Source organism: Komagataeibacter xylinus (assembly GCF_004302915.1).
Lineage (GTDB): Bacteria > Pseudomonadota > Alphaproteobacteria > Acetobacterales > Acetobacteraceae > Komagataeibacter > Komagataeibacter xylinus_C.
Genome location: NZ_QQBI01000034.1, coordinates 16,226 through 28,127 on the forward strand (window position 1 = coordinate 16,226; position 11,902 = coordinate 28,127).

General features: G+C 55.7%; 7 protein-coding genes and 2 pseudogenes. 3 read left to right on the forward strand and 6 right to left on the reverse strand.

The features are described 5' to 3' along the window. Window positions 1-44: 44 nt before the first annotated feature. The 3 genes from DV027_RS14225 to metH form a co-directional block, all read right to left on the reverse strand. Window positions 45-569: a CvpA family protein gene (locus tag DV027_RS14225; RefSeq protein WP_130732649.1), complete on the reverse strand. Its 525-nt coding sequence runs from the start codon at window positions 567-569 to the stop codon at window positions 45-47. Window positions 570-744: 175 nt separating this feature from the next. Further along, the gene (locus DV027_RS14230) at window positions 745-1,152 is read right to left on the reverse strand and encodes a phosphoribosyl-ATP pyrophosphatase (protein ID WP_130732650.1); all 408 of its coding nucleotides are present in this window, start codon (window positions 1,150-1,152) and stop codon (window positions 745-747) included. 69 nt (window positions 1,153-1,221) lie between these two features. Then, on the reverse strand, window positions 1,222-4,731 hold the full coding sequence (gene metH, locus DV027_RS14235; RefSeq protein ID WP_130732651.1) for a methionine synthase: 3,510 nt from the start codon (window positions 4,729-4,731) through the stop codon (window positions 1,222-1,224). A gap of 185 nt (window positions 4,732-4,916) precedes the next feature. Between metH and DV027_RS14240 the strand changes: the two genes are divergently transcribed. Continuing rightward, window positions 4,917-5,300, forward strand: coding sequence for a hypothetical protein (locus tag DV027_RS14240; RefSeq protein ID WP_242621939.1), 384 nt, complete (start codon window positions 4,917-4,919; stop codon window positions 5,298-5,300). A 342-nt stretch (window positions 5,301-5,642) separates the two neighbouring features. On the opposite strand, the gene DV027_RS14250 is transcribed toward DV027_RS14240, so the two are convergent. The 3 genes and pseudogenes from DV027_RS14250 to DV027_RS14260 form a co-directional block, all read right to left on the reverse strand. Beyond that, on the reverse strand, window positions 5,643-7,139 hold the full coding sequence (locus tag DV027_RS14250; protein ID WP_130732653.1) for a hypothetical protein: 1,497 nt from the start codon (window positions 7,137-7,139) through the stop codon (window positions 5,643-5,645). Between the two features lie 498 nt (window positions 7,140-7,637). Then, a pseudogene (locus DV027_RS14255) lies at window positions 7,638-8,468 on the reverse strand (transposase); the annotation flags it as partial. Window positions 8,469-8,492: 24 nt separating this feature from the next. Continuing rightward, entirely contained in the window at window positions 8,493-9,974 is a 1,482-nt protein-coding gene (locus tag DV027_RS14260; RefSeq protein ID WP_130732654.1) for a glycosyltransferase family protein, read from the reverse strand. Between the two features lie 458 nt (window positions 9,975-10,432). On the opposite strand from DV027_RS14260, the gene DV027_RS14265 reads away from it, so the two are divergent. Both DV027_RS14265 and DV027_RS14270 read left to right on the forward strand, forming a co-directional pair. Continuing rightward, complete coding sequence (locus DV027_RS14265; RefSeq protein ID WP_130732655.1) at window positions 10,433-11,227, forward strand: polyprenol monophosphomannose synthase; 795 nt, start codon at window positions 10,433-10,435, stop codon at window positions 11,225-11,227. A gap of 204 nt (window positions 11,228-11,431) precedes the next feature. Continuing rightward, a pseudogene (locus DV027_RS14270) lies at window positions 11,432-11,830 on the forward strand (cysteine peptidase family C39 domain-containing protein); the annotation flags it as partial. Window positions 11,831-11,902 lie beyond the last annotated feature (72 nt).

An 11,902-nucleotide genomic window follows, 5' to 3' on the forward strand; every position in this document is an offset into this window, starting at 1 on the left:
ATCTTTCCTTGACGGACGGGGGCGGCGGGGACCGACGATAAGGTTCAGATGGGCGCGTCATGCCGCGTCCCGGCGGGTTGCGCAAGATGCGCGGGGAAGTTATCGGGCGCGTGGGCGTGAAGATAGGTCACGCTGTTGCCGATAAGGGGCATGACCTTGCTTGTGCGCATGACCTCGGGCCATTCATTGGCGGGCACGAGGGCGGTAATGCCCGCATAGATCAGCACAAGGCACACATAACCCCGCACCAGGCCAAAAAGCAGGCCAAGCACGCGGTCCAGCCCTGACAGGATGGAGCCCTGCACCGCCCGACCCGATAGATGGGCAGTAGTGGTGAAAATGACAAGAAGGGCCAGGAACAGCACCGCGAAGGATGCCAGCGAGGCCAGCGTGTGGTTGCTGATCCATTGCGAGGCGTAGGGCAGCAGCGCGCCGTACCATGCCACGGCCAGGATGGTGGCCATGACCCAGGCGGCAAGGCCAAGCACCTCGCGCGAGAAGCCGCGAACAACGCCCACCACCCCCGACAGCCCGGCAATGGCGAGGGCCGTGATGTCAATCCAGTTCATGCGTGCCGGGCCGGGGCAGGCCCCACGGGCACGTAACAGGCATGGACCCGGTCCATCTTATCGCGACATTCCCTGCTGTTCCGCCTGCGGCCAGCTTATGCCACCCGCATGCCCCAGCGGCTAGGCCAAAAAGCGGCTCGTTGCGATTTCATGCAATCGTGGCGTGGCGGGGCGTTCAGGGCAGCTTGGTGGTGCGGATCTTCCATGGCCGCCTGCGCGCGCGGGTGGGGACGGAGGTGCGCTCGGCCGTGTTGAGTGCGAGCAGCAGGTTGCCCATGCGGGTGCGGCGGTCGATCTCGGTCCACACATCCTCGGGGTCGATGCCCTGGGCCACCCAGACCTGCAGCAGGTGGGTCAGTACGTCGGCGCTGTGTTCCACCAGGCCCGCGTGGTCCGCGGTCATGAGGTCCATCACGCATTGCTCGGCGGCACAGGTAAAGGCGCGCCCGCCGTGGCGCGTGGCGCGGTTGCCCTGGGCCGCCTGTGGCGCGGCCCTGTGCAGCCGCGCCAGCAGGCGACCGAGCGCGTGGTCGGCGCACGGTGCTTTGGCGGGGTTGGATGGCGTATGGCGGGGGCGAAACATAATGCAATGATGGGCACCATTTTCCGCACCGGTCAACACGTCCCGCAGGGCTGCGGGACGCCGTTTTTATCAGATCGAGAAATACTTCGCGTGTGGGTTGAAAATGACCAGCGCCGAGGTGGACTGCTCGGGGTGGAGCTGGAAGCCATCGGTCAGCGAGACGCCGATCTTTTGTGCATCGAGCAGCTTCAGGATCGGCTCCTGCTCCTCCAGCCGGGGGCAGGCGGGGTAGCCGAACGAATAGCGCGAGCCGCGATAGCCCTGCTGGAGCAGTTTCGCCATGTCGCGGTCGTCCTCGGCGGCGAAGCCCATCTCGGCGCGGATGCGCTTGTGGGTGTATTCCGCCATGGCTTCCGCCATCTCGACCGACAGGCCATGCAGGTAGAGGTAATCCTTGTAGCGATCGGCCTCGAACCATTCCCGCGCGCGGTCGGAGGCATCCTGCCCCACGGTCACCACCTGCAGGCCGATCACGTCGCGCTGCTTGTCATCAATGTCGCGCACGAAGTCGGCAATGCAGGCGCCATCCGCGCGCGGCTGGCGGGGCAGGGTGAAGCGGGCGGCCTCGGTGGTGCCGTCCTCGTTAAACAGCACGAGGTCGTTGCCCTCGCCCGCCGCCTTCCAGTAGCCGTAGCTGGCCTTGGGGTGCAGGATGTCCTGCTCGGCGCACAGGGCCAGCATGTGGCGCAGCACCGGGCGCAGTTCCTTGCGCGCCCAGACCATGAAGTCATCAAGCGAGCGGCCCTGTTTGCGGAAGCCCCACTGGAACTGGTACAGCGAACGCTCATTGAGGAACGGCAGCACCGCCTCGGGTGTCGCTTCAAGCACGCGCGGGCCCCAGAAGGGCGGGGTCAGCACGGGTTCATCGGCCGTCAGCTTCTCGCGCCGGGCGCGGGCGGCGGCCACATCCACCGGGCCGAAGCCGCGGGTCTCGGCGGCTTCGATATCCTGCGTGCGGTTGCTGCGCGTGGCCTTGCCCGCACGGCGCGACTGGATGGCGGCAAGGTAGGTGTCGAACTCGCCCTGCGCCACCTTGTCCATCAGCGAGAGGCCATCGAACGCATCGCGCGCATAGGCCACGCGCCCGCCTTCGCCATAGGCTGCGGTGCAGTCCTCTTCCACGTAGTTGCGGGTCAGCGCGGCCCCCCCGAGCATGACCGGCACGTCCACGCCCTGCCGGTTCATTTCCTCAAGGTTTTCACGCATGATGACGGTGGACTTGACCAGCAGGCCGGACATGCCGATGGCATCGGCCTTGTGCTCGCGGGCGGCTGCGATCATGTCGGCCACCGGCACCTTGATGCCGAGGTTGATGACCCGGTAGCCGTTATTGGTCAGGATGATATCGACAAGGTTCTTGCCGATGTCATGCACGTCGCCCTTGACCGTGGCCAGCACCATGGTGCCACGGGCCTGGCCCTCGGCGCGCTCCATGTGCGGCTCGAGCCAGGCCACGGCGGCCTTCATCGTCTCGGCGGATTGCAGCACGAAGGGGAGCTGCATCTTGCCCGCGCCAAACAGTTCGCCCACCACCTTCATGCCATCGAGCAGCACGGTGTTGATGATGTCGAGCGGGGGCATGTCCTGCATCGCCTCCGCCAGGTCATCTTCCAGCCCCTTGCGGTCGCCATCGACGATACGGTCCTTCAGTCGCTCGGGCGCGGTCTCGGCGCGGGCTTTCTTGACCGCATCGGCGGCCTTGCGGTCGGCGAAGATTTCGAGCATGCGCTGCAGCGGATCATAGCCCTCGGCGCGACGGTCGAAGATCAGGTCCTCGGCCACCTTCACTTCCTCGGCGGCGATGAGGTGCAGCGGGCGGATTTTCGACACATGCACGATCGCCGCCGTCATGCCCGCGCGCACCGCGTGGTCAAGGAACACCGAGTTCAGCACCGCGCGCGCCGCCGGGTTGAGGCCAAACGAGATGTTCGACAGCCCCAGCACGATCTGGATATCGGGGAAGCGCTCGCGGATCAGGCGGATGCCCTCCAGCGTCCATTCACCCAGCTTGCGGTCATCTTCCGTGCCGGTGCCGATGGTAAAGGTGAGCGGGTCGATCATCAGGTCGGATTGCGGCAGGCCGTGCTTTTCGCAGGCGAATTCGACCAGGCGGGTGGCAATGCGCAGCTTGTCTTCCGCCGTCTTGGCCATGCCCACTTCATCAATGGTCAGGGCGATGACGGAGGCGCCGAATTTGCGTGCGAGCAGCATGCGCTCGTTGGCGATCTCTTCCCCGTCCTCGAAGTTGATGGAGTTGATGATGGGCTTGCCGCCATGCAGCTTGAGGGCTGCCTCGATCACTGGGGTTTCGGTGGAATCAATCACCAGCGGCGCGTTGACCGAGGAGGTGAAGCGGGTGACGACCGCATTCATCTCCTTCATTTCGTCACGGCCGACGAAGGCGGTGCAGATGTCGAGCGCATTCGAGCCTTCGGCCACCTGCTCGCGGCCCAGCGCCACACAGCCATCCCAGTCGCCCGCTTCCTGCAACTGCCGCCATTTTTTCGACCCGTTGGCGTTGCAGCGCTCGCCGATCGAGAAATAGCTGTTCTCCTGCCGCAGCGGCACCTGTGAGTACAGGCTGGCGACAGACGGAATCCACACCGGCTTGCGCGGCACCGGGGCGGGGCGGATGCGGCCCGTACCCTCGGCGCGCTTGCGCAGCATCTGGTCAAGCGCCTGCGTGTGGGGCGTGGAGGTGCCGCAGCAGCCGCCGATCAGGTTCAGGCCGTCCTCGGTAATGAAGCGGTCCACCCAGCTTGCCATCTCCGCGGGGGTGAGCGGGTAGTGGGTGGTGCCATTGACCAGCTCGGGCAGGCCGGCGTTGGGCTGGACCGAGATCAGGCCCGGCCAGTTCTCGCTCAGCCAGCGCACGTGCTCGGCCATTTCCTGCGGGCCGGTGGCGCAGTTCAGGCCCATCAGCGGCACATCGAGCGCGTTGATGACCGTGGCGGCGGCGGCAATGTCGGGGCCTACGAGCAGCGTGCCCGTGGTTTCCACCGTAACCTGCACGAAAATGGGGGTATCAACACCCATCTCGGCGCGCGCGATCTTGGCGGCGTTGACGGCGGCCTTGATCTGCAGCGTGTCCTGGCACGTCTCGATGAGGAAGCAGTCCACGCCGCCTTCGATCAGGCCCCGGCACTGCTCGGTCAGGCCCGCCTCGAGCGTGTCGTAGTCGATATTGCCCAGCGAGGGCAGCTTGGTGCCCGGCCCGATGGAGCCGACCACATAGCGGTGGCGGCCATCGGCAAAGGTCTCGGCGGCCTCACGCGCCAGATGGCCCGCGGTGCGGTTGATCTCGCGCGCGCGGTCGGCCAGCCCGAATTCGGCCAGCGTTATGGGCGAGCCGCCAAAGCTGTTGGTTTCCACCATATCAGCCCCGGCCTCGAAGTAGCCACGGTGGATTTCACGCACCAATTCGGGGCGCGAGAGGTTCAGGATTTCGGTGCAGTTTTCCTGCCCCCAGTAATCGCGTTCGACCTCAAGGTCCAGAAGCTGGACGCGCGAACCCATCCCGCCGTCACACAGCAGGACCTGGTCGCGGAGGGCATCAAGAAGGTGGGGGCGAGTGGTCATGGTTATCCTGAAATCCTGGTGAATGCCGGGCACAAGCCGGTGTTTGCCGCGGTTTTCCAGCACGGTCTGTCCGGGCCGGGCTTGCATATGGATCGGTCCGGTGCCTTTTATTCCCCGAACTTTCCGCTGGTGTCCAGCATCATTGGCTCAAATGGAAAAACGCTACAGGCCCGGAGTGACGAGACGTGGAGCATGCCACAATGACGGATGGGCGCATCGCGCTGGAGTTTCAGGTGGCAGGCACGCCTTTGACCCCCCGTGCCGATACGCTGCTGCTGGTCGGTGATGGGAGCCAGCCCGACCCGGCTGAAGGCTGGGCAGGCGTGGTGGCCGTGCGTTCCGCACCGACCGCTTTCGCGCAGCACGCGGCGGGTTGCCTGTGCTGTACTGCGCGCGGGGGCCTGGCCGGGGTGCTGGGTGAAATTTTCCGCCAGCGCGCGATGGGGGACCAGAAATGGTTTACCCGCGTGGCCGTGGTGCCCCCGCCCGGGCAGGAGGCGGCATGGCGTGCCGATGTGGCCCGGGATGTGCTGGCGCAGGCCCGATTTTCCATCATCCAGGAATCATAAGGAAGTTTTTGGTGAAGCTTTTTTTTCAGAAAGCTTCGAAGAACACCGCCTTTTTGAAAAAAGGCGGCACCCAAAAACTTTTATCATTCTCATCAATGAGTTGTTTTCAAACAGTCTCTTGATGCCAATGTTCGTGCTGGCTTGCGCTCTTTTACCACTCCGGGACTTTAGGGCAGCAGGGCAGGAAAAGAACTGACGGGCCGCCTCGACGACCCTGTCTGTCAACAATATAACAGGCGTTTCTGGATTGCATAGTGCAACCATTCACCGGACCCTGTTCGCATTGCGGAAACATTCTATGCGTCCTGCCAAGGTGGTTCTGCACTGGGCGCCAAGGCATGCTTAATCGTTGGGCGCATAGAATGCCAATACATCATAGAACCTGTCAAAAGTACCAAAGCGACGTTCTATTCTTATCATATGATAGTTGCTTAGAGCGTTTTGAAACAGTGCCTTCTTTTCTATTTCGCAGTCCTTATCGGAGCAGTAGCTGTATTCAATGATTCCAAATTCTTTATTTTCAACCATGTCATGGAATATTTTGTTTTTCCCATTCAATTTCAGATATTGTCCAAGATTAAACATGTCTACGGTGTAGGGTTGGCCCGCCCAATAGCAAATAGATAACATGCGACATGCAGAAGGACGTGGATCTGAACTTATCATATTATAAATGGCATCCCACCTTTTCTGCTGCGCGGGTATCTGCTGTATCTTTTTAATGTTGCCCGGTAAATGTGTTATGCTTTTTATTGCAGGGGGAGCAATGGAGACTATGGTCAGCAATATCATGCTGGGCGTTCTGTATCCTTGCCATTTTTCAGGAAATATAGATACACCCATGCCGATGACAATCGCCAAAGCAATCAGCGTATCAATTTGTGCGTTATCGGATACGCCTTCGCCAGCCCTCTGGCATATGCCCAGGACCAGGCATACTGTAAAAATGATGGCTATTACGTTTCTTAATTTTTTATCCTTCATTGCGAACAGGCACGGTATGGAAGCAATATAAAGCGTTGCCATCCAACCAAGCGAAACCTGAATACTTTTCAGGTATGAAAGAGACATGACCCGAGGATGAAAGAAAACATCTTCAATCATGTTATGGCCCAAAATGGCGTCAAGGCATAGAAATGCTAATGCAGTAAAAACTATTCCAGAGATGCACCATGTATAAAAAATTTTCCTATCGTACAAAAATAGTATAATAGTTATGGATAGGGGGATGGACAATTCATTATGCTTTGCCGTGCCGGCCACAACAGAGAAAAATGCGGCCAGGCATATGTAAAAATACCTATCGTCTTTATTACTTTTCATGCAGTTGATGGATATGAAAAGAGAAATCAACACAAAGAAAATGCTGACCCATTGCGGATCATTGGTCGCGAACCACCACCTGAAATACAGGGCTGTGTAAAGGAAGGGAATAAAAAATGATAATATTATGCCAATAGGTTTTCCGCCCAGGCTTTTCACGCACAGGCTACATAAAAAGCATGACGCAGTCATAAATAAAAAACTGACAATCCGGCCGGCAACCATGACGTCATGCGTTACATATTTACTAAAATATCCAACTATGTAAAATGAAAGTGGCGGATAGTTGTTGAAAATCAGGCCATTCTGTGGATCAGGATAAAGAGGGCCCAATGCCGGATTGATGACCCTGTCGATCTGATAGGCATTCCATCCTTCATTCTGGGCAAGGGGGATATGAGTAAAAATTTCAAAGAAAGGAAATAAAACTGCAGATATTGAAGAAAGTATTAGAAAAAATAAAATATAATAAGTAAATTTTTTTGTGCCATCATTTGCGCAGATTGGTTTTTTCATTGAGCGTCCCTACGTTCTTTTCCAGTGCCGGGCTGAAAATTTTTCATAATTTATATAAATTATTACATTATGTAAAGTTTGAATTCGGAGTGTATCAATGCATTCTCATAATAATCTTCTGTTGCTATAGTTGCGCGATGGCTTCAGTGTGCCTTGGGCATTGCAACTGATCAGCCGCGCCTTCATGCTCGGGATCTATTGCCTACAGACCAGTAAGATGCTTTTTGATTCGCCTGCAAAAGCGTTTCGCGTGCCTGGTTGCGTGCCGCTTTTGCCACATCAACCCTCACATACTGCCTGTTCCGATCAGTGGTGCGCCGTCTCCACATCTGCCATACCGCTTAGCCAGTTGTTTACGAACAGGTGGAGGGACCGAAGAACCGTTGATTGAGGTGCCAGTGTCCTGATTTTGGGATCAACGGGCAGGTATTGATGGTTTTGGGTAATGTTTTTCGCTCTACGTCTGGGGCAGAGCGGGGAGCGTTATAGCCTTGTTTTCTAAATTGGGGTGCTGATCCGTTCCAGGAACAGAAAGCGGCACATGTTGTAGACGATATTGGCCAGCCTGATCCTCATGGTGGCACGGACAATGCCCGCTGTCCGGACAACCCGTCCCGCCTGTGATTTCTGATCAGCAAAGACATGCTCGACACAGGACCGAACGATGGATTTTCCAGCATTTAATCTCTGGATATGCTGGGGCATGGGCTTGAGATGAGGCTTGTTCCCGTGAACCTTTGAAACAGAACCCTGCTTTTCCATGAAGGCTTCATTAGCCTTTGACCGATAGGCCGTGTCGGTCCAGAACCCAGACATCAGATGCGGTATTGCTGCGATCGCGCAACTCTTCTCTCAGTTGCGCACCATTGCTGGCGGCGGCATCTATCGCCTTCCATTTCCGGATCAGCCGGAACTTCCGGTCGATGGAAATATGCGATTTATGGCCAAAGAACGGTATGGCGAGATCCGTTGATGGGATCGTTCCATCCACCTGCCGCTTCGCTTTGGTGAACTTTAGCGTTCATCGGGCCTGTCTTGCCGGCCTGTTTCTCCAGCTTTCGGGGATACACCCCGCCCGGAGATCCGCCTTCTCCGCGTTGGTATTGCGCTGCCATGGTGCCGGCGTTGCCTCCAGGATCGGGCTTGGCATCGGCAGATAACCGGCGTTCCGTAGAGTGGCATGAAGCGCTCGAACAGTCTTTCAATCGCGCCGGCCTGCGTCAGACGTTCACGAAACAGCCAGACCGTTTTGGCATCGGGCACCCGACCCGACAGGCCCAGACCAAGGAAACGCATAAAAGACAGGCAGTCATTGATCAGGTATTCCGTAATTTTAATGTCGCATAATAAAATTTACCAAATTTTCCAGATTTCGTTATATTTTTTCTTTATATCAGGCTGTTCAACAAATCCTACCATATTTTCAAACTGTTTGTAATCGGGCTTGCCTAAGCAGTTATCGCTTATTTTGAAGAGGCAATACTGATCAGCGCAAGTGATATTTTTTTTGGAAAGGTTGTGAGGATCATAATCTCTGTATGAAATAACGTAATTATAATGCTTGTTTTCTCCATCTATATTGAATTCAAATGGGTAAAAATATAGCGGAACATCTTTTTTTCTTACTAAAGTATATCCGCCAGAAGCTCCCCAAGTGTAATAATCTGTCATGAGGGCAAGGCCGCACATGTCATTATATCCAGAAACCTTGACCATGAGATCTGTTATTGAACTGGATTTTCTCATCTGATCAACCACATAAGTACGATTGAGCTGACAAAAGACAAAAACAGCAAGCCCATACTTGAATAATGTTTCCTTGCTGCAGTTTTCTATCATTGATGAAAAACTGAGAGAGGAGACAAGTATGATCAAAGGAAGGGCTGCATATATGAAGGATACTTCCTTATGATTTATGGCGCTATGAAAAAATATTATAAATACGGCTAATGTTGCGGGAAGCGCATATTGACGGAACCCGCGGAAAAAAAAGTAAAAAACAATAGGAGTAGATATTTTCCAGTCTTTTATGAAAAAAGAAATGTAATAATATACATGTTCCACCCCATAAGAATCAGCAACACCTTTATAAGCATTTAAGTAAAAATTATTGTAAACAGATATGAAATAACCACCAAGCGTTATCTTGTCCAATATACCCAGAAAAAATACAGGAATGAGGAAAGATATCAAAAAACAGAACCGGTAGGTCCAGTTTTTAATCCAGTAACCGATCCATAAAATGGCGAGGCCACATGCAGGCACCAACTGAAATCTCAGGTCAAAAGTAACGCCTATAAAGAAAGCGCTAAAAATATAAAGGGCATAATATTTTTTTGCATTTTCCTGCTGGAATTTTCCAATCAAAGCTAGGCAGATTGCGAGGGCAAACGTATTGCCCGCCTGAAATTCTCCCCCTGTTCTTGCTGCCCCTATCAACAGGTCAGGCCAGAAAATCGCGGTTATGCCGCAGATCATTAATCCAGTACGCCCATACCGCAGTTTGCCCAGAACGCTGAACGCCGCGATAATGGAAACAGACAGGACTGAAAAAAATACCCTTACGGCTGACGGGGGTAAACCGAGTCCCATCAGGGATGTCGCTTTCCAGATCACGATGGCCACGCCCGGCATGATCCAGTTACGGATTTTGGCCTGCCATTCCCATGTTATGACACCATGGCCGGTAAGATACCAATGAGCAGGTTCTAGATTCTGAAAAATTTCATCAGGCCTCCAACCGCCAGAGTAGTAGAACGCGAATAAAATTCGCATCAGAAAACCAAAGGCCAATATAGTGGCTAGTAATGTAACAGGTTTGTGACGTTTTGTCATGTTTCTTAACAAACTTATGTCGGGATAAATGTTTCTTTTCTTATCCTTTATTTTCTGAATTTATAGAAGGCTTAAATTTTAAGAAAGAGTTCGCCGGCCCTGTCTGAAAACATCACGAACGGGCGGTACCACGCATGATGTGGGTGCTCCTGGAGGCGGAGCCCTGCGGGAAGCGGGAGAAACATCGCAGAGTATGACAGGAAAATTTCAAGGAACCGCGCGTCGGCTGACAACGCGCCCGGCGTATCCGCGACATTCAGAAGATCATTCAGGAGTTATTTCGTCCTGAAATTTCAGATCGATAATATAACGTACCGTAACTTATCGAAAAACTTTGCCGTGTTGTGAATGAAGGGAAAATCCTCTATGCGCTAGGGTCGTCCTGGCCATATCCGACTTTGTATAGTGTTTCTGTCGTCCGGCCGCCCATCATGTGGTTTCCTTGGATCTTATTGATTATGCCAGCCTTTTCTGCTCCTACATCGCACGATACACATGACGGAAATGGCACCCGCTCAGGGCCTGAATTCAGCATCATCATTCCGTGCTACAACGAACGGGGCAATGTGGAGCCCCTGTTCCGTGCTGTCGAAAAGGCGATAACGCGCTACAGGTGGGAACTCATCTTCGTCGATGACAATTCCCCCGACGGCACCATAGACGAGGTCTGGAGGCTGGCGCAGGCCGACTGTCGGGTGCGGGGCCTGTTGCGGGTCGGGCGTCGGGGGCTTTCATCGGCCGTGATCGAGGGCATCCTGTCCTCCTCGGCGCCTGTCGTGGCCGTGATGGATGGCGACATGCAGCATGATGAAACCCTGCTGCAGAAAATGGCTGATGCCATCGTGCGGGATAACTATGACGTGGCGATTGGCAGCCGTCATGTTGAAGGCGGCGATAATGCGGGCCTGGCCAATGCATGGCGGCTGTTCCTGTCCAATGCGGGCATTCACATCGCGCAGTACCTGCTGCCTGTTAAGGTAAACGACCCGATGAGCGGCTTTTTTGCCGTGCGGCGGGAGATGTTTGTCCAGTCTGTCAGCAGGCTGTCCGGCAAGGGCTTCAAGATCCTGCTCGACATGCTGATGGTGCAGGAAACCAAGCCAAGGGTAACTGAACTGCCATTTGTCTTCCGCTCCCGCCATGAGGGAGACAGCAAGATGGACAGCAAGGTTCTGCTGCAGTTTGCGCAGATGATCTTTTGCAATCTGCGCAACAGAACAAAAGCGGCTGGCGCAGCGAAAAAAACCACCTGAGCGCGCAGCCGGGGTCAGTTTATTGAACCACGTGCCGCGTTATATTTCACAGGCTCACCAGGTGTGGGTGAGCCCCTGAGGGCAGTCTTCCTGCCGGGGCAATAGGCCCTGCATGCAGGGCCGTTTACATGCGCGAAAAAGCGCCGTTAAGGAACCCTTTGCTTTCTTTCCCTACCCTCGGCCGGGTTGAGGAACGAACATGCAATGCAAAGGGGTGCCGTGGCCCATCCAGACCAAGCAGGCGGCCCCGCCAGGGGGCAGACACCGCCACGGCGCGCGCCGGAACTGATCCGCCTGCAGGCGGTGCTGCGTGCGGCGCGCTTTCATGGCATCGACCTTGATATACGCGACTTTGCCGGTGAGCCGGATGATCCTGCCCCCTCCATTCCCGCCCTTGCGCGCTGGGTGGAGGAAAATGGCGGCACCGCAAGGGGCATGCGCCTGCAATGGCGCGATCTCGTGCGCCTGCGCGACGTGCCGCCGGTCGTGCTCATGTTTGCCGATGGCTCGGCAGGGCTGATGGTGGGTGCTGATGAAGCCGGTGGCGTGGTCTGGCTGGCCGATCCCTTCGCCAGCCCCGAGGCGCCTCCGGTCGCGATCGACGCGAATTTCTCACACTTGAGGAAATTTTGGGTTATTTTGTAGAATTCAGTCATCCCACAGGAGCCCGATCTG